Origin of the sequence: Halobellus sp. MBLA0158 (genome assembly GCF_041477585.1) — an archaeon.
Taxonomy (GTDB): domain Archaea; phylum Halobacteriota; class Halobacteria; order Halobacteriales; family Haloferacaceae; genus Haloquadratum; species Haloquadratum rubicundus.
The window spans coordinates 2400476-2425019 of record NZ_JBGNYA010000001.1; the positions used below are offsets into that span (position 1 = coordinate 2400476).

Sequence of the window (24544 nt, forward strand, 5' to 3'; positions counted from 1 at the left end):
AAACACTTACCCGCCGTCCCGAGACAACGAACCGTACTCGATGCCCTCTGCTCGTGCGATTCTCGCTGTACTCCTCATTGTTTCTCTGAGTATTGCCCCAGTCACGGGGCAGTCCAGCGAGGAATACGAGATCACGCTCGATCAGGAGACCGACATCCCAGAACGGACGCTCGATACTGACTCCGGAGAGTTCACTATCTCTGTTGTCGGGCGATACGCCAAGGGCGGGACCGTCGAGGTTTCGACATCTGCCCCGTCTGGTACATCGTACGCAATCCGTCTCATCGACAGTCAGGAACGACTCCGAGCGAGCGCATACGAGGACGGCGACGGCAATGCACGCTTCTCGCTTGACCGCTACGCGGCCGGCACCTACGCGATCGTCATCACCGATGAAACCGACGCTGACGACGTCCACGCGCTCAAACCGCTCGTGATATACGGGTACACCGTCACGCAACGCACGCCGAACGAAACGGAGACAGATTCGACCCTCGACGTCGAGTTCAGTCTCACCAAGGCGGACGACGTTGATGTAGACGAACCCCCGGCGAGCGTTGAGGTTGGTCTCGGCAACGACTCCACGTCCATCACTACGGAGGCGACACGCACTGAAGATCTCAACTATACCGCCGAGATCGACACGAGCGCGCTCTCGCCTGGCGACTACCGTCTCTATACGGGTGTACAACGCGACAACACCATCTACGGGTATCAGGAACTCATCGGCGTCAACACCTATCAGGTCTCCGTAGTCGAAGCCTCGACGGAGACTCCGACAGCAACCGACACGCAGACCACGACGGGTGGAGCGGACGGCACCCAATCGGGACCGGGCGCGCCACCGGCCGGAGCCCAAACGACAGCACCCGCGGCCACAAACACCCCAGAGAATAGAACAACGACGACCACGATGAGCCCAAATTCGACTCACACCGCGACGACGGAACCGATCTCCGTCACCGATACCACGGGAACGTCATCGATATCGACACGACAAACACCAAGCGATGATGACTCGGCGAGTGCGCCCTCGCCGGCGTCCGACTCGGCTACGTCGGAGGTGTCTCAGACGGAAGATGGATCATCGACGCCGGTGAGTACGCCGGTATTGCCCGACGGTGCTGTGTTCGGGTTGTGTCTCGTCGCCGTGGCAGTGCTGTCTCGGCTTCGATGAATCTCGGTCTACAACCGTGACAGCCCGGGAGGACTTGCGATAATTTGCGCTTTGTCACCGCTTATCCGCTTCGGTCAACGAAATCTGACCCGAGAGAGGACTCAGCGCCGCCTGAAGAGGAATATCACTCCAAACAGCGCTACCACAGCGGGGACGAATCCGAATCCGGGCGCGCCAGTGCCACTCTCAGTCGTTTCTTCGATGACGGTCACGGTGCCTGCCTGAACCGAGTTATCTCTGTCACTCTGATTCACAACGGTGATCTCGTACTCTCCAGCGCTACTGAATGGGATGCCTATCGGCAACTGAACGGTTTTAGTTGAATCTCCGGAGACGTTCACCTCGTCGCCGAATTTTTGTTGTCCGTTCGCCAGGACTCGGAGGGGTATGTTACCAGGTTCGTCACCGGTGTTTTGCACTGTCACATTGACATAGACGCTTTCGCCGACCGTGACGTTCTTCGGAGATACGTCCGCGTCCACGAGTGTGACGTTCGCAGGCTTCGGCACGACAGTCACCGACCCATCCCAAACACTGTCTCCGGCAGCGGAGAGGGTCAGATCATACGCGCCAGCCGTCTCAACGGTCGTTCGAAGCGTCGTGGTAGCGGTACTACCCGACTCGACTTCCACGTTTTCCGATACCGAGATCGTCCCGTCCACCGAAGTCAGTTCGACGGTCGTAGTCCCGACGGCTCCACCCTGATTATTGAGCTCGACATCGACGCTGATCGGATCGCCTGCAGTGACCTCAGTCTCCCGGAGGCTTACGTCAGTGATGGAGATGTCCGATTTCGGCTCGGTGGCGTCAGTCTCGTTCAGCGTCACAACGACCGTTTCGTCGCCACCCTCTTCTGTGACGTTCACTTCTCTGATGTAGGTCTCATCTACGTACTGATCCGCGTTCGGCGGCCGTTCGACCCGAATCGTGTAGTTGCCGGCGGCCTCGATACCGCGATGATCACCCGCTGTGAAGTAGCCCTGCTCGTCTGTCAGACTTCCAAGTCTGGCACTCTCGACACCGGGCGTGCCGGACTGATTGGCAAAGATGGTCACGAGCGCATCCCCGACTGGATCCCCGGACTCGTTTTCGACGCTGACGTGGAGTATGCCGTGGGAGTCCGGAACCGTTTGTGTCTGCAGATTCCGATCCTCAGTATCGACGTCGACTGTGGGAAGTTCGTAGAAGTCGGTCACGCCGTCGCGTGGCGCAACTTCGCCCGTTTCCGAATCCCGCTGGATGACGGTGAGACTGTGGCTCTGATTGGCTCCAACCCCGACGGTGAACCATCCGGTGTCGTTCGTTTGTCCGGTCGGGAATCCGGCTTGGCTCCGGCCGACGAAGACGTCGAAGTCGGTCAGGGCAGCTCCCGATTCGTTCGCCAATCGGCCGGTGACGTTGACGCGGTCTCTGACGACGAGAGTGACGTTGCGCTTTTCGCTTACGTCGATTCTCGTCGCGTTCCACGCGTACTCGTCGGTCTCTCCGACACCGATACGGAGCGTCCCGTTGACCTCGATGCCGGGCGAGTTGCTCCCGTTGAGGATGACCTCGCCGTCGTCGTTCGTCGTTCCCGGGTGGTGTGCCGAGGCGGGACCCGAGTACGTGTTCAGGTCGACCGCCGCGTCCGCGACGGGCTCGCCGTCGCTGGTCTCGACGGTGATGTTCACGAGATGGGCCTGCGGGAGCGTCAGATCACCCACGCTCCGGTCCTCGTCTTGGACTTCGGTCACCCCGAAGGTGTGCAGATCGGGACGGCCGTCCTTCGGGAAGTTCGCTCGTCCGTCCTCCCAGTCGGTCTGTTTGAACGCGAGTGCGTAGAACTGGTTCGGTTCGGGATACAGCTCAAAGTGACCGGTCTCGTTCGTGAGTCGGTGATCGCCGCCATCGCCGAACAGCTCCATCGTGTATCCGGCCGTGTCGTTGCCGTTCCGGTAGTCGACGCTGCCGAAGACGGTCACGTTGCGGTTGAGCGTGATGTTGACAGTGTCATCCGAGGTCACTTCGATCCGTTCGGTCTCGGTTCTGAGATCCGCCTCGTCGGGAGCCGCGGCCCGGATGTCGACCGAACCGTTCACCTCGACGGTGAAGCTGCCGTCGTCGACGACCGTCTCGCCGCCCCACTGATAGGCGTCGTTCGCGGTACTCCAGAGCCGGACCGTCGCGTTCTCGACTAGGTCGTCGTTCGGACCGACGACGTTTACCGTGAGATTGTGCGGTTCGGGGAGCGTGACGTTCCCCAAGTCTCCCTCCGCGCCGCTCGTCACGGTGGAGATGGCGTAAAAGTCCGGCACACCGTCACGCGGGTAGGGGAGTCTGGCCGGGCTCCCCTCGTCGGCCTGCACGAATCCGAGGTGGTACGCGCCCTCTGCCGGGACCTGTGCGTCGAAGAAGCCCGTCTCGTCGGTGTGAACCGTCGCACCGGCAGAGCGGTCTTGCTCTGCCGCGACCACCTGAATGCGCTCGTCGCCTGCGGGCGTCACTCCGTCCGGCTGACGAATTGTGCCGTTCACCCTCAGTGCCTCCGCGAGCTGGATGGTGACGTTCCCGGGCTCGTCGACGACGATGTTCCGACGGTTCGCGTCGGAGAGACCGGAATCGTCGGGGACGTCGACGTAGACGTCGATCGAACCGTTCACTTCGATACCGGGCTCATCCGCGCCGTCGAAGACGAACGACCCGTTTTCGTTCGTCTCGCCAGCAACTCCGAGAGCGAAGTTCTCCTCGACGTCGTTATCGGACACGTAGACGGGGATGTCAGATGCGTTCGTGCCGTCTGGGTTCTTCACGGTGATGTCGAACGGATGGCCGACGCCGAGCTGCTGTTCGGCCACCTGTTTGTCTGTCGCCTCGGTCTGGATGACGGTCAGTGATTGGACGTCGGGGACTCCGTCCTGTGGGAAATCGACGTCGGTCCCTTCTCCATCCTGTCGGAAGCCAAGCTCGTACGTCGAGTTCGGCGCGAGCGTGAGTTCGTACTCCCCGTTGTCGACGATCGGTGATTCATCGTTAATCGCCCCCTCGCGCGACCGGGCGAACACTTCGCCGTCAGTTACGGAATCTCCGCTGGCATTGATTACCTGACCGGTGACGTTGATCAGCTTCTCGGCTTCGAGGACGATCGAATCGTTTGAATCCACGATCGTCGATCTCTCAGCGTAGTAGCTACGGGAGTCCAATTCGACATCGATGGTCCCGTTGACCTCGACGCCCGAGGTACCGCCGAGTTGGACCCATCCGGTCTCGTTCGTCTGGGCTTCGACTCCGCTTACGCCTCCGTTCGGGTTCCGATGGACTATCTCAACCGTAGCATCCGCGAGCGGTGCCGTTCCGTTCGTCACCTGAATCTGCAGCCGATTTCCACGGGGTAACGAGATGTCGTTCCGCGTGCTACCATCGATCGGAACCCCGCCGACACCGTAGATGTCCGGGACGCCGTCGATCGGGAACGTGATGTTCTCGCTGTCCTGACGGAACCGGACCTGGTAGCCCTCCGGAAAGAGCTGTGTGCGGTATCTTCCGCTCTCGTCCGTGACCGATCGCGTCCAGAGCGCCTCGTCCCCGCCGTCAGTCCCGTCGTAGACGACAGAACTGTTCGGCACTGCGTCGCCGTCGGCGTCGGTGACAGTTCCGTTGACCTCGTAGCCGGGCAGTTCGACGACGATCCGCTCGTTTCCGGTTCGGTCGTCGGTCACGGTCGCATTTGTCGAATTACTGATCCCCCTGAAGCGAGCGTAGACGGTGATGTTACCGACGAACTCGAACGTTGTGTACTCACCGTCGGTGACGTAGCCGGTCTCGTTGGTGGCGTCGCGCTCTCCCTCTTCGATTATCGCGTCGCCGTTGGTGTGTGTGATTGCGGCGTCCGCATCGGGGATGGGTTCGCCGTTCGGCCCGACGACCTGAACGGAGACATTGTATGCATTCGGAATCGTAATATCACCCACATCAGCGGGCGGGGACACACGCTGAATCGCATAGAGGTCCGGCACGCCGTTCGGGGCCCCTGGGTCGTCGTCACCGAAAGCTAACGTATATGTTTCGTCGGCCGATCCGCCGCTGATGGTGAAGTTACCGTCGGCACCGACGGTGCTGTCGACACCCTCGATATCGCCTCCGTCAGTCTGTCTGAAGAGCCCGATCGTATCGTCCTCTAATGAGGCGCCGCTTTCTGCCGAGAGCGTGCCGGAGACGTCCGGTCTGGTCAATGCTATGACGACGCTACGGTCCCCTTTCGTATCGTCAATCTGCAAGGTCGTCGAATTGTTGACCCCGTTGTAGTTGGCCCAAACAGTTACGTTGCCGACGAGTTCGAGCGGAGCAGAAGCTGCCGAGGAGAGGTAGCCTGTCTCATTGGTCACGTTTCGCTCCCCTTCTTCGACAACCGCGTCACCGTTCTTGTGACTGATCGCAATATCCGCTCCCTGAATCGGCTCGCCGTTCCGATCGACGACTCGGACGGAGACGCTGTACGCTTCCGGGATCGTGACGTTACCAACGTCAACGGGCGGGGAAACACGTCGAACTGCATAGAGATCGGGCACGTCGTTAGAAATGTCACCGGCATCCTCGTCACCGAATGCCAGCGTGTAGTTCTGCTCAGCCGACGCAGCACCGACCGAGAACTGACCGCTTTCGTCAACAATCGTCTCTACGCCTTCGACCTCGCTATCGTCGGTAAGCCTAAAGATACCGACCCGATCGCTCGCCACTGATCCACCCGAGGCACTGAGATTCCCGGTGACGTCGGCGCCGGATAGTTCCACGGTGACTGTTCGATCGCTGTCGACCTGGATGTTCGTTGAACCGCCGACGCCACCGAGCGCGGCGTCGATGGTGAGGTTCCCGACGAGTTCGAAGGTCGTCGCACCGTCTATCGAAAGGTACCCGCTTTCGTTCGTCGCGTCTCGTTCGCCTTCTCGCAACACTGCTCCATCGTTTCTATGCTCGATCACGACATCCGCATTCTCGATCGAGTTTCCGTATTGGTCAGTCACCTGGATCGAGACGTTGTGTGCCGTCGGGAGAGTGGCATTGACCGCCACAGGCGGCGTGACATTCCCAATTGCGTAGAAGTCAGGGACTCTGTTGAATGTGACACCAGCGTCATCGTCGCCGTACACAAGCGTGTGATTGACGCCCGGATGATCTGTTTCGATCCGGAATTGCCCGTCGTCGCTGATCTGGGCCTCAAACAGATCAGTACCTCTTTCTACGTTCCCGGTGTATGCAACTACCCTGTCGCCGATCAGTGACGTGCCGCTCTCAGCTGAGATCACCCCACCGATTCGGGTCGGCGGGACTGACAGTGGATTCGCACAGGTGACATTGCCGATACAGTCGGCCCCGTCGACAGCCGGATCACCCCACCAATTGTAGGTAGCGTTGACCCACGGTTCGGGCGATCCATATGTCTCTATATCAGTTGCTGAACCCTGAACCACCACACTTTGAGCAATTCGAAGCGTTCCGGAACCGGTAACAAAGACACCTGCTTCGGAATTATTGACAATCTGACTCTGATAAATCTCCCAATTGCCAGAGACATTGCCCCATATGCCGTACGTATTGTTTCGAACGACGGTTCGGTAGATCTTCCATCGACTGCTTGATTGTGCAGTACTCAGACCGTCCCGGCCGTTTTGAATCGTAGACTCAGAGACGCTCCAATTCCCTCCCGAGTAATCCGCATTGATCGGACCGCTCGTTACATTGTGAAGCAGCCAGTTCGCATTGGAGTCATACCCGGAGATAGCAATATCTCCATTTAATCCAGACATTCTGACATCTGAAAGAAGCCACCTACCGTCCGAGAAGCGACCATCGAGAGTAGATCCATCCAAGAACTCAGTACTTTGAATGGACCAGTTCCCAGACGCTGAATCGCCGTTTATTTCGGACCCTTCGCGGAGAGTTACGTTTTTGAGATACCAGTCACTGGCAGAGGAGTCAGCATAGATTGCTGTACTGTTCGTGAATGTGGTATCTTGAATAGCCCAGACACCTGTAGAATCATCGGATCGAATTCCATTATTCCCGTACGAACGGATAATTACATCCTGAACCGTCCAGTTAGCGGCAGAATCGACAGCATAGATACCAGTTCTTATCGAAGAATTAATGTGTATGTTATGGAGCTGTAAGGTACCACGCGAATTCCGCGCCTCTATTCCGTCGCCCTCCGGAATCGAGATATTTCGGAGATATATGCTCCCGGTAGTATATGAGACCTTGATTGCCTGTGAGTAGTTACTAATTGTGAATCCATCAATAGTCGGTGACACAGCACTCTCTTCAGGAATCGTGATTCCAAATCGGATCGTTCCAATCGGTGTCCCATTCAGAGTAGCACCTTGCGGAGCAACTACAGAGATGTTCTTATCTACGGTGACCTCTTCGTAGTAAGTCCCTGGCCGAACTTCGACGATTTCACCCTCTGTCGCGTTGTCGACACCAGCTTGGATACTCGTGTAATTAGCCCCACCATCCGCGTCGACGACTATGTCGCTCTCGGCGGTAAACGAGACAGTCCGTGTCGAGAAGTGCGGGATATTGAACGCGACCCAGGAGCTGTTTCCGGGACCGGCGTCCTCCCCAACGTCGAAAGCCCGTTGGTCGCCATCGAGGTACATCGTGAGGTTTTCGACGTCTTGAGACGCCGATATCGCTCGTTCCTGGATATAAAACGTCACATTCTCAGCAGTCTCAGGGGCGGTGATCGCGATCGAGTAATTCGTTGAGCCTTCGCGGAGTAGCTCAACCGAGGTCTCGGACGCGACTGAGGATTCAACACTGATCCTTCCCGCGAGGCTGGAACTGACCCGCGGTGATGACAGTCGCACCGTGTCAGTGAACGGCGCGATTCCCGATCCATACGCCGAACCGCCACCACCAGGAGCCGATCCGCCCTGATCGGTAGTCTGCCAGGCGGGGGTCGGATAGTCCCGCGGCTGTATCATCCAAACGGTGCCGAAAGCTAACCCCTGCATATTCGTTCGAGCCGCTTCGCCAGTCATTTCGGCAGTCTTGAGCGGTGTCCCTCCGTCCGAGTTCGTCTGGCCGGTGGTATTCACACTCCAGTACGAGTCTGTGATTATACCGCCATCGTTGATCCCGACTAGTCCTCCTACGATATCGGAGTCAGTCACAAAACCGACTGCCATCGTCTCCCGTATCGTCCCAAAGTTGACTCCGACGAGTCCGCCTACCTTGACAGAGCCAGCCACATCACCAAAGGCAGATGCGTTTCGAATCGTGGCTTCGTTCTCACCGACGAGGCCACCCACGTTCACCGAACCCGTCACATTTCCGCGCGCTGATGCTTTCGCGATTGTCCCCTCAAAATTGTACCCGACGAGTCCACCGATATCAGTAGAACCATTGACCGACCCCATCGCTGATGTCGCCCGAATCGTTCCGTTAGAATTGTGCCCGACGAGTCCACCGATACTTGTCGAACCGTTCACCTCAACGTTGGTCGACACACTCCGAATCGTGGTCTCTATGTTCATCCCGGCGACTCCACCGACGTTCTCGTTGCCGGACACCTGACCGATCGTAGACACCTCTTGTACTGCGCTCTGATAGCTATAGCCGATGAGAGCACCGACGTACTTGTGACCGGTCACGTTCACTTCGGTAAGAGAAATATCGCGAACCGTTGCAGCGTTTGTTCGTCCGAATAGGCCGACTCGATTCGTCGATGAACGATTTATATAGAGTTGATCGATTTCGTATCCGTTTCCATCGAGGGTCCCCCCAAACGCTTGGGAGTCGTTGCCGATCGGATCGAATCCACTTCTGCCGTTCCACACTGAGGTATTTGAGGCATTAACATCCGAGACGAGTTCGTAGTGCGCATCGAGATCATCTTCCATCGCCTGCAGCTCCGAGGCGTTCGAGATTTCGTACGGATCCTCTTCAGTTCCAGATCCGGGCAGTTCCGACGCGTTGACGTCGACGAGGTCGGCCTGAACGGAACCACCACTCGCGGAAGCTGTCAGCGCCGACTGCTGGCCCGCGTCCGAGAACTGCCCGATTCCGGCCACTGGACTCGTCGTGAGAAACAGACAGAATGCGATCACCAGCGCTGTGCGGCCGCTCTGCCGGAGTGTTGAGCCCCCCATCTGTCTTCACCGCCGGAGGCGTTCTGTGATTCGATGCGAAAGGATGGAAACCGCGCCACTATCTGCCGATCGAACTGACTCCGGATGCCCCCTGGATGTCATATGACACCGAGTATGGTCAATAATTAAAAGTTTATCGGCTGACAGTTTTATTGTATTTGATAATCGGGCACAAACGCTTATTAGCCAAGTGGCAGACGCTCCGATAGAGGCTCACGCCCCCGAGCCTCGTCAGTCACGCAGACCGGTGAAAAGCAGGACAGCAATCCCGAGGAGCGTCGTAACGGCAGTAAAGCCCGGCGTAGCTACGGGCGTCCCCGACAGACGGGACGATCCGTCAGTAGTCGATGCTATGGACTGGGTGTCGACCGTTGGGTTCGGATCAGCGGCACCTCCAGAGGCATCCACGGGATCGGAGGTCCGTTGAGTGGGCTTCGGAGTCGTCAGTGCCGGAGAGCGCTGCGTCCGCGATGGAGTCACGGGAGACTGGGTCGCAGCCGGCGAAACAGCTGGAGATTCCACGCTCGGGGTCACTCCCCCGCCCGATGGTGTCGCTGGCGACTGGCCGGCCAATCCTCCGGACTGCCCGGGGGTCCTCGCCGTGGTTGGTTCGTCGCTGGTGGTGGTGGGCGTCGGCGTCGACTCGCTCTCCGATTCAGCGATCGTCAGCGTCTGCACGGAGCTGGCACCGGCGATCTGACTGTCGTTGTGGGCGCTGGCGTAGAGCCGATACTCTCCCGGCTGGAGGTCGCCGACGAGTACCGTATATTCCCGTGTATCGACGAGGTGGGCCATCGTGTATCGGTGCATCGAATCGTTCATCACGACGAGTTCGATGTAAGTCGGGAGCGGAGCGTCGCCAGTTAGCTGAACATCCACCGAGACGGATTCCTCGGGCGACGCGTCGGCGGGCGCGTCGACCGAAAAGTCATAGCCTGAGACGACGACCGGCTGGACCTTCTCGAAGCTTCTATCAATAGAGAGTGCCAGGAGATACGTACCTGAATCCAGAGAGTCCGTCCCGTCGAGTGTGTACGTCCCGTTTTCGTTGCCTTCGACCGTCGTAATCCGCTCGCCGTCGTAGCTGTATAAGAGGATACGGAAATCGCCGTTCCCGGGGCGTGCCACGCTCGCGCGGATCACAGAACCCGTCTTGACGCGACCGAGGGACGAGACGTTGAAATCGCGGCCGATGATGGTGAGCGTTCGCTGTGGCGTATCGATACTAGTCGTGGCTTCGATTGTATAGTCTGCTGTTGTGTTTTCGTCCGCAACCACACCTCCGGACAGTGCGACGAGTGAGACCACGAAAAATACGAATAACACGAACAGATGTCCGCGGGTCACACTGAATAATTGACACGACTTTTGATAGCTCTTTGGTCGACGGACTAGCCCGAGCCACCGGGGGTGTCATTTCGACGGTCGTACGTATCGGACATAATCGATAGCCTAGCTTCCCGATTACAACAGCAACAATGGCGACGCGTTGCGGTCCTATCAAACTCAGACATCGACTGGAGATCCGCGCGGTGCATCGGGCTTTTCATACACCCGGTTGAATCGGTACCAACCGGATGAGAGACAATGCGAACCACAACTGAGCCGGTCCGCGTGCTCCACGTCGACGACGAGCCGGACTTTGCGGACCTGGCTGCGACGTTTCTGGAGCGCGAAGACGAGCGGTTCGAGATCGAGACCGCGACGAGCGCGGCGGAGGGGGTCGACCGCCTCGCGGGAGGGGACTTCGACTGCGTCGTCTCCGACTACGATATGCCCGGCCGGAACGGCATCGAATTCTTGGAGGAGGTCCGTGCGGAACACCCCGATCTGCCGTTCATCCTGTTTACCGGCAAGGGGAGCGAGGAGGTCGCCAGCGACGCCATCTCGGCGGGCGTCACCGACTATCTCCAGAAGGAAAGCGGGACAGATCAGTACCAACTGCTGGCGAAGCGAATCCGCGACGCGATCGAACACCGCTACGCCAAGACGAACTACCGGGAGATCTTCGAGAAGACGCCCGACGGGATCGTCGTCCACGACCCCGAAGACGGGTCGTTCACCGATATGAACGCACAGTTCGCCGAGATGTTCGGATACGATCGGGCGGAGCTGATGGACGCCGGATTCGAAGCGATCCACCTCGACGAAGAACCCTACACGCTGGAGCGGGCGCGCCGGCTGGTCGAGGAAGCGGCCGACGAGGAACCGCAGACCTTCGAGTGGTGCAACGTCACGAAGGAGGGCGAGTGCTTCTGGGTCGAAGTCCACCTCACGCTGACGCAACTCCACGGGCAAAACCGAGTGCTGGCGGTCGTCCGTGACATCTCCGATCGCAAGGAGCGCGAGCGACGGTTCGAGGCGGTGTTCAACAACACCTACACCTTCATCGGGCTGCTGGAGCCCGACGGCACGGTGGTCGAGGCGAACGAGACGGCCCTCTCCTTCGTCGGGGCGGACCGGGCCGACGTCCTCGGCAAGCCGCTCTGGGAGACCGCCTGGGTCGACGCGAGCGAAGAAGCGAAAGCGACGGTCCGCGAGGGGGTGACCACAGCCCGCACGGGTGAGTTCTTCCGCGACGAGATCCGGGTGCGAGGCTCGGAGGAGGACGCGCTGATCGACTTCTCGATCCGACCCGTCTTCGACGACCGCGGGGAGGTGACGCTTCTCGTCCCCGAGGGGCGCGAGATCACGGATCGCAAGGAGCAGGCACGTAAGCGACGACAGATCATCGACCGGGTGACAGACGCCATCGTCGAGGTCGACGCCGACTGGAGGTTCAGGCTGGTCAACGACCAGGCCGAGGAACTGTACGGGATGGAAGCAGACGACCTCCTCGGAGAGGACTTCTGGACGGTGTTCTCCGAGGCGATCGATACGCGGTTCGAAGACGTGTTCCGGACGGTGATGGAGACCCGCGAGTCCGACTCGCTCGTCGAGTACTTCCCGGGGCTCGACGGGTGGTTCGACGTCCAGGTCTATCCCGAGGGAGACGGCGGTCTGGCGTTCTACTTCCAGGAAATCACCGAGCGTCGGGAGCAATCTCGCGAGCTCGAACAGACGCGGGCGCTCCTCGATCACACCGAGCAGATCGCGGACGTCGGCGGCTGGGAGATCGATCCCGAGGCGGAAGACGTCTTCTGGACCGATCACCTCTTCGAGATCTTAGGCGTCGCGTACGAAGACGAACCGCCGCTGGAGGAGGCGTTAGACGTGTACCTGGAAGCGGACCGCTCCCGTGTCGAAGACGCCATCGAGACGGCACAAAGGCGGGGCGAGCCGTTCGACGTCGACGCCCGGTTCCGACGCCCGGACGGCGAGGTCAGGTGGCTGCAGATCAAGGGCGAGCCGGTCGTCGAGGGCGGGTCGGTCGTCGCCCTCCGCGGCGCCGTCCAAGACGTCACCGCGCGCAAAGAGCGCGAACGGAAGCTCGAACGGACCGAGGCCCGATTCCGAGCGCTGGCGGAGAACTTCCCGAACGGCGGCGTGCATTACTTCGACGAGGACCTGCGGTACCGGCACGTCGCCGGGGCCGGCTTCGATGCGGTCGACATCGTCCCGGCGGATCTGGAGGGCAACACGATCTACGAGGTCGAGGCCTATCCGCCGGCCGTCATCGAGACGCTCGAATCGGTGATGGAGGCGACGCTCGACGGGGAACACGAGGTGACCGAACTGCGCTTCGAAGACCAGACCTTCGAGCTCCGCACGGTACCGATTCGCGATACCGAACCGGGAGTCCGAGGTGGGTTCTTCATCACCCAGAACATCACCGATCGACGGCGCCGAGAGGCCGCGCTCGAAAACCAGAACGAGCGATTGGAGCGGCTCGCCAAAATCATCTCTCACGACCTTCGCAATCCGCTGAACGTCGCACAGGGCCACCTGGAGCTGGCGATGGAAGAGTCCCACAACGGCCGCCTCGACAAGGCCGCGGAGGCCCTCGATCGGAGCCAGACGCTGATCGACGACCTGCTGGCGTTCGTCCGAAGCGACGAGCAAGTGGGCGAAATCGAGCCCGTCGATCTGAGCGAATTCGCCCGGACGTGCTTCCGTAGTATACAGACCGGAGACGCGACCCTCACGGCCCGGACCGACCAAACGGTCCGCGCCGATCGGACCCTCCTGCAACAACTCCTCGAAAACCTCTACCGGAACGCGATCGAGCACAACGACGAGGACATCGCGGTGACGGTCGGATCGCTGTCTGATGGGTTCTACGTCGCGGATACCGGGACCGGAATCCCCGAGGACATCTGCGAGAGGGTGTTCGAGATCGGGTACTCGACCGCCGATCGGGGAACTGGGTTCGGGCTGAATATCGTCCATCAGATCGCCGACGCACACGGCTGGGAGATCGAGCTCACCGAGAGCGCGGCTGGCGGGGCTCGGATCGAAATCACGGGCGTCGAGGGAGCCTCTACGACAGAGTGACGGAGGGTCCGGCAGTCGGCTCCGGAAGATATCCAAGCCTGCCGTATCGATTGGGTATGAAGATTTGTTACGCCGAGCGGCTATCACTCCGACTCGGGAGTGTTCACAAGAACGAATATCAAATCTACTCCCTGACTGAGATAGTGTTCAAACGAACAATATCGATCAGTATTCGATGGCCACACGAGAATACGCAAGAAACAAACCCAAATTGATTTATTTCATATAATAACATAAATTTTTTATTCTATTTTATATTACTATTCAGTCATCACGCAGTCTAAAATCGAAAATTATCAGCCGATTATTTCCTTAATTAGGCAGCAACAGCGAAATTTCATCATCAACGGCACACAAGCTAAGGATCTAACTAACGTGAAATATTAAATAAAATTAAATTTTAGTTAGAACTATGATATTATTATCTAAAATATAGTGTTTCGACTTCGTCTCCACGCATAAGCGACTTTCAGTGTCCAAATTTCAAGATCACTTGCGATCTCCACTATTGAGGTCTGTCTTGAGTAGATTCATCGAAGAATTATACTGCACCAGTGTTCGGCTGGAAAAGGCTCCGACTAAAAGAACTGCACTGTTATCAACTACACGTGTGTCACGACTCACAGTTCAATCCGTTCGTCCCGCTCGGCGGACTCGTACATCGCAGCGAGAATTCTCATATCAGTCAGTCCGTGCCGCCCGTCGGCGTAGATCTCCGCTCCGGAGAGGATCCGATCGGCGAAGTAGTCGAACTCCTCACGCATTTCCCGCTCGGCGCCCGCGTCGTCGTGTTCCACGGTAGCGCGTAGCTCCCCGCGCGAGAGGCGGAGCGTACACGTCCCCTGGAACGCGGGATGGAGTTCGATCTGTCCCTCCGTACCGGTGAGCTTCAGGTGCGTGTCGTTCTGGGCGTGCTGGCTCGACGTGGTCACCATATGGAGGTCGTCCTCGAACCGGAAGGTCGCCGAGGACCGTTCGTCCGGCACGTCCGCGAACGCCTCGTCGGTCGAAGTCATCCGCGCGCGGACCGCGACCGGATCCCGCCCCAGGAGGAATCGGGTGGTGTTGATCGAGTAGATTCCCAGGTCCATCACGGACGTCCCGTAGCCCGTCCGGTCGGGGTCGAGCCGCCACTGGTCCGGGTCGGCGATCATCTCCAACAGCGGCTGGGTGTGGTTCCCGTAGACGGACACCGGATCGCCGATGAATCCGTCCCCGAGCAGTTCGCGCGCCCGTCGGACCGCCGGGTCCGTGTGCATCCGATAGGCGATCATAAGCGGCACGTCCGCCCGTTCGCAGGCCTCGACCATCCGTTCGGCGCGCTCGACGGTGGCCTCCATCGGCTTCTCGCAGAGGACGGCCTTCCCGAACTCGGCCGCCGTCTCGGCGTATTCGAGGTGGTGGACGTTCGGCGTGCAGACGTACACCGCGTCGTAGGCGTCGCTCGCTTCCCCCTCGTGGAACGCCTCGTATGTGATCGCGTGGGGGACGTCGTGGCGGTCGGCGACGCGTCGCGCCTTGTGGCGCGAGCCGCTCACTAGTACCGACGCCTCACACAGGTCGGCGTCCGCGACGGCCGGGATCGCAACGTCGGTCGTCCACCAGCCGAGTCCGACGAGAGCGAACCGGACGGTCCCGCCGGTCGTGGTCTGCCAGTCCCGCCTGTCGAAATCAGTCAGCGGCAGCATCGTTCGTGCGTAGCGACACCGACCGAGGTAAGTATTTCTCCGGGGTTCGGAGATTCGGATTGGTAGCGGGCTCTGCCTGCGGAGGCTACGCCTCTGCGAACAGCGTCTCGCCCTCGACCATATGCTCCGCGACGGCGTCGAGATCCAGCGTCAGCCCCAGTCCCGGCTCCTCGGGGATCGTCATACGGCCCTCCTCGATGAGGCCGTCCTCCTCGACGAGGTCCTCCCACCAGCCGAGTTCGTACGAGTGGTACTCGACGGCCAGCGAGTTCGGGATGGCCGCCGCGACGTGGGCGCTCGCCATCGTCCCGACGGGCGAGGAGACGTTGTGCATCGCGATGGGGATGTAGAACTGCGCCGCCAGATCGGCGATCTTCCGCGTCTCGCGCATCCCGCCGACCCGCGGCAGGTCGGGCGCGAGGATGTCCACCGCCTGGTCGGTGATGAGTTGCCGCTGGCCGTGCGTCCGGTAGACGTTCTCGCCGACGGTGACGGGCGTCTGCGGCGCCGACTGCGTGACCTCGCGTTGCACGTCGTGGTTCTCCGGCGGGATCGGATCCTCGACCCACCAGACGTCGTACTCCTCGACGGCGGCCAAGAGGCGTTTTGCCGATCCGGCCGAGAAGGACCAGTGGCAGTCGAACGCCACGTCCGCGCGGTCGCCGACGGCCTCGGTGACGGCCTCGACGATCTCGACCTTGTGGTCGATCTCCGGGCCGCGAAGGTGGCGGTTCGCGCGGTCCTTCTCGTGGCCCGAGGGCACGTCGAGGTCGAACTTGATGGCGTCGTACCCCAGCTCGTCGACCACGCGCTCGGCCTCGGCGGCGCACGCCTCGGGGTCGGCCTCGTTCTCGGTGTGGAGGTCGCAGTAGATGCGGACCTCGTCGCGGTACTTCCCGCCGACGAGCTGGTAGGCGGGCACCTCGAGGATCTTCCCCGCGACGTCGTGGAGGGCGATCTCGATCCCGGAGATGGCCGAGACCACCTTCCCGGAGATGGAGCCCTCCCCGGACATCTTCTGGATCAGGTGCTCGTAGAGGCGGTCGATGTCGAGGGGGTTCTCCCCGACGACGAACGGCGTCATCCGATCGATGATCTCGGCGTCGCCGCCGCCCCAGTACGCCTCGCCGGTGCCCACGACCCCCGCGTCGGTGTACACCCGCACGAGGATCCACGGGTAGTTGCCGTCGACGACGGTCGTCTGCACGTCGGTGATCTCGACGTCGCGACCGCCCCCGCGGGCGTTCGTCACGCCCATCGTCTCGGCGGACAGGTCCCGCATCGTGTACTCGGCGTTCGGATCGCGGAGCTGTCGGTAGTCGACCATATGAACACCGTTAACGAGTCTGTTACATCATAGTTTCCATCGGTGCGGTGTGCCCGATCTCCGAAGATGGCGGAGGCGACGGCGACCGAATTGGAGATGAAGAGGGGGAAGGACCGCAGGACAGCGGCGACCTCAGAAGTTGTCGTAGACGGTCTTGGTGAGCGTGTAGAAGTCAAGTCCCCGCCGTCCCTGTTCGCGCCAAGTCTCCGTCGAGGAGTCCTTCACGCCGCCGAAGGGGACGTGGAGCTCCAGTCCGGTCGTCTTCTCGTTCACCTTGGCGACGCCGGCTTCGACCTCGTCTATGAACCGATTGGCCGTCGTGTGGTCGTCCGTCACGACGCTCGCGGAGAGCCCGTAGTCGGAGTCGTTGGCGACGGCGACGGCCTCCTCGAAGTCGCCGACCTCGATGACGGCGACGACGGGGCCGAACACCTCCTCCTGTGCGATTCGGTCGTCGCGGTCGACGTCCGTGAACACCGTCGGCTCGACGAAGTAGCCGTCGCCGAAGCGGTCTCCCGCGGGTCGCCCGCCGCCCGTGGCCAGGGTCGCGCCGTCGTCCGCTGCGACGTCGACGTAGTCGAGGGTCCCCTCCAACTCCGTCTCGCTCACCTGCGGGCCCATATCGTACTCGTCGCCGGGGCCGATCTCGATCGGCTCGGCGGCCGCGACGAGCTCGGAGACGAACTCGTCGTGGACGTCCTCGTGGACGATCGCGCGCGAACAGGCGGTGCAGGCCTGCCCGGTGACCCCGAAGCCGCCGGCGGCGACGATCTCGGCGGCGGCCGCGGGGTCGGCGTCCGCGGCGACCACCGTCGGATTCTTCCCGCCCATCTCGCACTGCGCTCGCGCGCCGCGGTCGACGGCCGTCTCGTAGACCTGCGTGCCGACGGCCGTCGAGCCGGTGAACGACACCGCGTCCACGTCCTCGTGGGCGACCATGTACGAGCCCGTCGATCCGCTCGCGGTGACGACGTTCGCGACCCCGTCGGGGAGGCCCGCCTCGTCGAGCGCCTCGAAGAGCTCCACCGCGGGGCCGGGCGCGAGCGACGCCGGCTTCAGGACCGCGGTCGTCCCGGCCGCCAGCGCGGGCGCCAGTTTCCAGGCGGGAATCGCGATCGGGTAGTTCCACGGCGTGATGAGCGCCGCGACGCCGACCGGCTCCTCTCGGGTGTAGAGGTTGGTGTCCGGGCCGCTGGCGGCCTTGCGCTCGCCCGCGAGGTCGCGGGCCTGCTCGGCGAAGTAATAGAAGATGTCGACGGCGCGCTGGACCTCTCCGCCGGCCTCGGCGTGGGTCTTCCCCTCCTCGGCGGTCAGCCGCTCTGTCAGTTCTTCCGAACGGTCGTCGAGGATGCCCGCGGCTCGTCGCAGTATCGCCCCGCGCTCGGGGCCGGGCGTCGCCGCCCACGCCGATGCCGCCTCGTTCGCCGCCCGGATCGCCCGCTCGGCGTCCTCGTCGCCGGCGGCCGGGTACTCCGCGACGACCTCGTCGGGCGCCGCGGGGTTCGTCGTCTCGAACGTCTCGCCGGTGGTCGATCCGACCCACTCCCCGTCCACGTAGTTATGATACGTCTTTGTCACATATACGCTATCAACGGACAGGCATACGATTCTTACGGTCGATCGGGGGTCGCGCGGACGAGGATCGCCGCCACCCGTGTCGGATTCGGCCACCACCCCACCAAAGCATAAATACCGCGAATGACTTGTTCGGCTATGCGATACTACCAGCTCGGCGACGCCGACGAGTCGCGGCTCGCCGTCAGGACGCCGGACGGGCTCTACGACCTGACGGCGGCCAACGCCGACGTCGCGACGTACCGCGACCTCGTCCGGGCCGCCGCCATCGCCGACCTGAACGCCGACGAGATCGCGAGCGGGATCGTCGCCGACGCGCCCCGCATCGACGAGGCGGCGATCGAGGGCTCGGTCCGGCGGCCGCTGGTCCCCAGCGAGGTGTGGGCGGCCGGCGTGACCTACCGGATCAGCGAGGAGGCGCGCCGCGAGGAGAGCGCGATGGAGCAGATCTACGTCGACGTCTACGAGGCCGACCGCCCGGAGGTGTTCTTCAAGGCGACGCCGAGCCGACTCGTCGGTCCCGGAGAGGCCGTCGGGATCCGCCGCGACTCCGACTGGGACGTCCCCGAGCCGGAACTGGGCGTCGTGCTCCACCGGGGCGAGATCGTCGGCTTCACGATCGGCAACGATATGAGCAGCCGCTCCATCGAGGGCCGGAATCCGCTGTACCTCCCGCAGGCGAAGGTCTACGACAGGTGCTGTTCGATCGGCCCGTGCGTCCGTTCGGCCGCGTCGCTGGAGGATCCCCAGGACCTGGAAATGTGGATGACGATCGAACGCGACGGCGACCGCCTGTTCGAGGAGTCGACGAACACCGGCGGGATGGTCCGGTCGCTGGAGGAGCTCGTCGAGTGCTACGTCGACCACAATGCCGTCCCGGAACTGTCGGTCCTGTTGACCGGCACCTCGCTCGTCCCCTCGGAGGGCTTCACGCTCCGGGAGGGAGACCGGATCGACATCGGCATCGAGGGGATCGGCTCGATCACCAACCCGGTCACCGTCGTCTGAGGCGTCCGCGCCGCTGGGCCGCGGCGCGAACTGTCGGCGGCGAGAGCGTCGAGTCGCGGACGGGTACTACTCGAGGGCGTACATCCGACCGTCGGTGCCGCCGAAGTACAGCGTCCCGTCGATCAGCGCCGGGCTGGCCCCGACGCCGCGGCCGCCGATCTCCATGAACCACTCCGCCTCGCCGTCCGTGGTGAGCGCCTGGACGCCGACGCCCTCGCCTTCGGTCTGGCTGTGCGTGCCGAAGTACAGGCGGCCGTCGGAGACGACCGGACTGCTGCCGATCTCCAGCGCCGTGGTCTCGAACCGCCAGCGTTCCTCGCCGGTCCGGCGGTCGAACTTGTACATCTCCGCGTAGTACGTCGTCGGGTCGTCGAGGGAGTTGTACGGCGTGTCCCCGACGTAGACGCCGTCCCGATCGACGGCGACCGACCCGGAGATGTACTGCGAGAAGGGCTCGGCCAGCCAGACCCGCTCGCCGCTGTCGGCGTCGACGGCGTGGACGTTCCCGTCCCAGTCCGCGACGAAGACCGTCCCGTACGCGAGCGCCGGGCTGGACCAGATCATATCCGACGCCTCGTACATCCAGGCGACCTCGCCCGTCTCCGAGTCGAGCGCGTACAGCGTCTCGTCGGAGGCGCCGATGTAGACCGTCCCGTCGTCGACGGCGGGCGTGCTCACGACCTCGTCCCCGACGGGGCGTTCCCAGCGCGTGTCGCCCGTGGCCGCATCGAGCGCGTACACCCAGCCGTTCTCGGAGACGTCGGCCTCCTCGGCGTACCAGGCGCAGGCCAGATTGTGACAGCCGACGCCGAGGTAGACCGTCCCGTCGACGACCGTCGGGCTGCCGCGGATCAGCCCGCCGAGTTCGCGGGTCCACCGCTCCTCGCCGCTCTCGGCGTCGACCGCGTACAGGCCCGTGTCGTAGGAGCCGACGTAGACGGTCCCGTCGGCGTACGCCGGCGTCGCCTCGATGCGCCCGCCGGTCGCGTACGACCACCGCTCCTCGCCGGTCGCGGCGTCGAGCGCGTAGAGGTTCGCGTCGGTACAGCCGACGAACACCGTGCCGTCGGCGACGATCGGACTGCCCCAGAAGGCCCCGCCGGCGTCGAAAGTCCACTCGGTCGACGGGTCCGAACTCGTCGGCGACACGCCGCGGGCGTACCCCGTGTTGTGCTCGTGTCCGCGGAACGACGGCCACTCCGTCACCGCGTCGGTGACGGGGTGCGATCCCGAGCGCCCGGTCCGGGGAGCGGCACAGCCAGCAGCGAGCCCGACGGCCGCGGTCGATATGGCCGAGAGGAATCCGCGTCGGTCTGTCCACATACATCGACGTACTTCGGAGGTACGCGTAATAATCCTGTGGCACGTCCGGGGTGCGAACGCGAGTGGGAGTCGGCGCCGAGCCTCCGCCCATATGAGTACTCTCTGTTTACCGCCGAACGCCGTCACCGGCGGGTGGCGTTCGGTGGTAAGACGAGAGCGATCACTATCAGACGACGAGGTACTGATCGAGGTCCTCGTCTCTGAGTTCGGCGACCGAGCCCTCGTGGACGATGCGGCCCTGGTCGAGGACGTAGCCGCGGTCTGCGAGCTTCAGCGCCTGGCGGACGTTCTGTTCGATGATCATCACGGTCAGCCCGCGGTCGGCGATCTCGTCTATCGAGGAGACCACCGACTCGACGATCTGGGGCGCGAGGCCCTCGGTCGGTTCGTCGAGCAACAGCAGGTCCAGATCCGGGAGCCGCAGCGTGCGCGCGATCGAGAGCATCTGCTGTTCGCCGCCCGAGAGCGTGCCGGCCTCCTGGTCGCGCCGCTCTTCGAGCCGCGGGAACAGCTCGTAGAGCTCCGCCTGGTCCATCGTGCTCTCGCCGTCGCCGCGCGCCCGCCTCCGGACCGTGTTCCACCACCCGGTCGTGATCTTCGAGAGCTTGAGGTTCTCCTCGACCGTCAGGTGGGTGAAGACGCGCCGCTCTTCGGGGACGACGCCGATCCCGCCCATCACGACGTCGTCTTCCTCCCAGTCGGTGATGTCCTGGCCGTCGAACCGCACCGCGCCGCCCCGCACCTCCGGCGGCTCGGCCCCGACGATGCTCCGGACCGTGGTCGTCTTCCCCGCGCCGTTCCGACCGAGGAGCGTGACGATCTCGCCCTCGTCGATCGTCATCGAGACGCCGCGGAGGATGTGGCTCTCGCCGTAGTAGGCGTGGACGCCGTCCAGTTCGAGCAGGCTCATACCACATCACTCCCGAGGTAGGCCTCGCGGACGGTCTCGTTCTCCCTGATCTCGCTGGGCGTGCCGTCGGCGATGAGCTCGCCCTCGTTGAGGACGAAGATCCGGTCGGAGACCCCGAAGATCACGTCCATGTCGTGCTCGACGAGGCAGATCGTCATTCCCCACTCCTCGCGGAGCTGCTCGATCAGTTCGACCGTCATCTCGGTCTCCGTGGGGGACATCCCCGCGGTGGGCTCGTCCATAAACATCAGGTCCGGTCCCGTCGCGAGGCCGATCGCCACCTCAAGGCGCCGCTTGTCGCCGTACGGGAGCGACTTGGCCTCCAGTTCCTGCTCGTCTTCGAGTTCGATCGTCTCGAGGACGGTGTCGGTTCGCTCGATGACGTCGTCGAAGTAGTCCCGTCGCCGGAAGAAGTTCACGCTGAAGGAGCCCTCCTCGACCGCGTGGGCCGCGATCTCGACGTTCTCGCGGACCGTCCGCTCCGGGAAGATCGAGGCCGTCTGGAACGTCCGGCCGACGCCGAGCTGGGCGATCTCGTGGGGATCCATCCCGACGATGTCCTGTCCGTCGTAGCGGATGTCGCCGTCGCTCGGGCGGAGCCGGCCGGTGATGACGTTGATCAGCGTCGACTTGCCCGCCCCGTTGGGCCCGATGAGCGAGACGAGTTCGCCCTGTTCGACCGAGAGATTGACGTCGCTGAGCGCGCGCAGGCCGCCGAAGGTCTTGGTGAGGCCCCGGGTTTCGAGGAGCGACATCACCGGTCGTCCCCCTGTTCGGCGTCCGACCGCAGTCCCGGCGTCTTCCGTTTCAGCTTCTCCGGGATGGTCTGCGGCTCGCGGAGGGCCGCGGTGGCGTCCGTGATCATCCCCCAGACGCCCTCGGGGTAGGTCCAGACGACGGCGGTGAACGCCAGGGCCACGAGCATCTGCCAGTACTGGCCGATCGGCCCGAGGATCGAGAGGCCGGGGATGACCCACCCGAGCCCGTTGAGGACAGAGCCCATCCACTGGAAGAGGAACACCCCGACGAGCGGGCCCGCGAGCGTGCCGAGTCCGCCGAGGACCACCATCACGACGAGGTTCCCGCTGTTCGTCCACAGCATCCGCTCGGGGACGACAGAGCCGCTCATCAGCCCGGGGCCGGTGACCATAAAGAACAGCGTCCCGGCCAGCCCGCCGATGAAGGCCGACAGCATAAACGCGGCGTACTTGTACCGCCAGACGTCGAGCCCCACGAACCGCGCGCGGGTCTCGTTTTCCTGCACCGCCTTGAAGATCAGGCCGTACGGCGACTTCCTGACCCTCGTGATCAGGACGATGGTGGCGACGAAGAAGATGCCGAGGAAGACGTACATCCCGCTGCCGAGGAACTCCAGCGGGCCCCGGTACTCGCCGAGCGCGAAGACGCCGAGGAGGGGATCGAAGCTCGGTCGGAGCCCGTTTATCCCCTTTGTGATCGGTTCGAGCGGCTCCCTGACGAGTCGGTAGAGCGTCTGGGCGATCGCCAGCGTGACGATCGCGAAGTAGACGCCGTGCAGGCGGAGCAACACCAGCGCCGAGAGGAAGGCGAGCACCACCGAAAAGAGGACCCCGACGACCAGGATCAACAGCGGCGAGCCGCTGACGTGGAGGGCAAACAGCGCCGCCGCGTACCCCGAGCCGCCCCAGAACATCGCGTGGCCGAAGGAGAGCAGCCCGGTCTGGCCCAGCAGGAAATTGAACGAAAGCCCCAGCAGCATCCACGCCATCATACTCAGCGCGAGGCGATGATACCCCTGGACGAAATCGGAGATCACCGGCGCGCTCGATATCGTCCACGAGAAGGTGAGGACGAACACGACCGCGGCGCCGCCGATGAACCGCTCTGTGTGTTTGATCTGGTCCCAGGTCTCCACGCTGAGCAGCCGCCCGTCGACGCCGATGCGCCGTCTGAGGTCTTCGCGGTTCATTGGGCGATCGCCTCACTTTCGAAGAGCCCGTTCGGTCGGAACGCGAGCACGATGATCGCGAGCACGTAGATGCTTGCAGTGGACATACTCGGAACGAACACGCCGACGACTGCAACGCTCAGTCCCGCCAACAGCGACGCGAGGATCGTCCCCCGGAGGCTCCCGACGCCGCCCATAATCACGATGACGAGCGCCGGGATGATGATCTCGACGCCGGACTGGTAGCTGAACCCGAACTGGAAGCCGCCGAGCAGGCCGCCGATCCCGGCGTAGGCCGCGCCGATCGCGAAGATCAGGAGGAACGGCCGGTCCACGCGGATCCCGAGGAGTCGGGTCATCTCGGTGTCCTCGGTGCCCGCACGCACGGCGAGCCCGTAGTTCGTGTACCGGTAGAACGCGACGATCACGCCGATCAGTACGAGCGTGAGGAGGACGGCGATGACCCGCACGGTCGACACCGACTCGAACCCCGGCGGGACGCCGATGCCCGGCAGCTCGAAGGCGCCCAGGAGCCAGTCCGGTCGCGGGTACAGGAGCGACGACTTGCCGAAGATCTCCCCGACCACCTCCTGGAATACGAGCAGGATCCCGAAGGTCACCAGCAACTGATCCAGCAAGGGCCGATCGTAGAACGGCTTCGCGAGGAAGTGCTCCATCACCACGCCGGCGAGGAACACGACGATCGGCACCACGACGAGTGCCGCGACGAAGCCGGCGTCCAGGCCGAACTGGCCCATCCCCGCGAGGATCCCGTCGCTGTACTGATTCGTCCCGGCGATCACGTACCCGAGATACGCTCCGAAGAGGTACAGCGCGCCGTGCGCCATGTTCACATACTGGAGGGACCCGAAGATGATCGAGAGGCCGATCGCCACCAGGACGTAGATCGAGGCCCGGAACAGCACATTGAAGCTGAACTGGATCACCTCGGCGACGACCATTGCTATGCACCCCGCCTGTGTACTGTGGTAATATGCATCACGATTTGTGCTAATACGTTCCCCACTAATCCTTGATGAATCTTACTG

General features: G+C 62.5%; 13 protein-coding genes. 3 read left to right on the forward strand and 10 right to left on the reverse strand.

Features of this window, described 5'->3' with window-relative positions; translation table 11 throughout:
* The first annotated feature begins 40 nt into the window (after nucleotides 1-40).
* Complete coding sequence (locus OS889_RS12125; RefSeq protein ID WP_372390121.1) at nucleotides 41-1177, forward strand: hypothetical protein; 1137 nt, start codon at nucleotides 41-43, stop codon at nucleotides 1175-1177.
* Between the two features lie 101 nt (nucleotides 1178-1278).
* Here the strand turns inward: OS889_RS12125 and OS889_RS12130 are convergent, their stop codons facing one another.
* Both OS889_RS12130 and OS889_RS12135 read right to left on the reverse strand, forming a co-directional pair.
* Complete coding sequence (locus OS889_RS12130; protein ID WP_372390123.1) at nucleotides 1279-9303, reverse strand: hypothetical protein; 8025 nt, start codon at nucleotides 9301-9303, stop codon at nucleotides 1279-1281.
* Nucleotides 9304-9534: 231 nt separating this feature from the next.
* Complete coding sequence (locus tag OS889_RS12135) at nucleotides 9535-10650, reverse strand: hypothetical protein (protein ID WP_372390124.1); 1116 nt, start codon at nucleotides 10648-10650, stop codon at nucleotides 9535-9537.
* A gap of 240 nt (nucleotides 10651-10890) precedes the next feature.
* Here OS889_RS12135 and OS889_RS12140 point away from each other — a divergent pair, with 240 nt between their 5' ends.
* Complete coding sequence (locus OS889_RS12140; RefSeq protein WP_372390125.1) at nucleotides 10891-13737, forward strand: hybrid sensor histidine kinase/response regulator; 2847 nt, start codon at nucleotides 10891-10893, stop codon at nucleotides 13735-13737.
* 620 nt (nucleotides 13738-14357) lie between these two features.
* Here the strand turns inward: OS889_RS12140 and gfo6 are convergent.
* The 3 genes from gfo6 to xacF all read right to left on the reverse strand — a co-directional run bounded on the left by gfo6 (nucleotide 14358) and on the right by xacF (nucleotide 18330).
* Complete coding sequence (gene gfo6 / locus OS889_RS12145; RefSeq protein ID WP_372390126.1) at nucleotides 14358-15425, reverse strand: D-xylose 1-dehydrogenase Gfo6; 1068 nt, start codon at nucleotides 15423-15425, stop codon at nucleotides 14358-14360.
* A gap of 85 nt (nucleotides 15426-15510) precedes the next feature.
* On the reverse strand, nucleotides 15511-16752 hold the full coding sequence (locus tag OS889_RS12150; RefSeq protein WP_372390127.1) for a mandelate racemase/muconate lactonizing enzyme family protein: 1242 nt from the start codon (nucleotides 16750-16752) through the stop codon (nucleotides 15511-15513).
* 132 nt (nucleotides 16753-16884) lie between these two features.
* Nucleotides 16885-18330, reverse strand: a complete 1446-nt coding sequence (gene xacF, locus OS889_RS12155) for a 2,5-dioxovalerate dehydrogenase (protein ID WP_372390128.1) — start codon at nucleotides 18328-18330, stop codon at nucleotides 16885-16887.
* A gap of 135 nt (nucleotides 18331-18465) precedes the next feature.
* Here xacF and OS889_RS12160 point away from each other — a divergent pair, with 135 nt between their 5' ends.
* On the forward strand, nucleotides 18466-19335 hold the full coding sequence (locus OS889_RS12160; RefSeq protein ID WP_372390129.1) for a fumarylacetoacetate hydrolase family protein: 870 nt from the start codon (nucleotides 18466-18468) through the stop codon (nucleotides 19333-19335).
* A 66-nt stretch (nucleotides 19336-19401) separates the two neighbouring features.
* Here the strand turns inward: OS889_RS12160 and OS889_RS12165 are convergent, their stop codons facing one another.
* The 5 genes from OS889_RS12165 to OS889_RS12185 form a co-directional block, all read right to left on the reverse strand.
* Nucleotides 19402-20658: an outer membrane protein assembly factor BamB family protein gene (locus OS889_RS12165; RefSeq protein ID WP_372390130.1), complete on the reverse strand. Its 1257-nt coding sequence runs from the start codon at nucleotides 20656-20658 to the stop codon at nucleotides 19402-19404.
* 166 nt (nucleotides 20659-20824) lie between these two features.
* Nucleotides 20825-21568 carry an ABC transporter ATP-binding protein gene (locus OS889_RS12170; RefSeq protein WP_372390131.1) on the reverse strand — a complete coding sequence of 248 codons (744 nt, stop codon included), beginning with the start codon at nucleotides 21566-21568 and terminating at the stop codon, nucleotides 20825-20827.
* Complete coding sequence (locus OS889_RS12175; protein ID WP_372390132.1) at nucleotides 21565-22323, reverse strand: ABC transporter ATP-binding protein; 759 nt, start codon at nucleotides 22321-22323, stop codon at nucleotides 21565-21567. Before OS889_RS12175 ends, OS889_RS12170 begins: the two co-directional genes overlap by 4 nt.
* Nucleotides 22323-23516 (reverse strand): branched-chain amino acid ABC transporter permease, encoded by a 1194-nt coding sequence (locus OS889_RS12180; RefSeq protein ID WP_372390133.1) that lies wholly within the window; start codon nucleotides 23514-23516, stop codon nucleotides 22323-22325. Before OS889_RS12180 ends, OS889_RS12175 begins: the two co-directional genes overlap by 1 nt.
* Nucleotides 23513-24457 carry a branched-chain amino acid ABC transporter permease gene (locus OS889_RS12185; protein WP_372390134.1) on the reverse strand — a complete coding sequence of 315 codons (945 nt, stop codon included), beginning with the start codon at nucleotides 24455-24457 and terminating at the stop codon, nucleotides 23513-23515. Before OS889_RS12185 ends, OS889_RS12180 begins: the two co-directional genes overlap by 4 nt.
* Nucleotides 24458-24544: the final 87 nt, after the last annotated feature.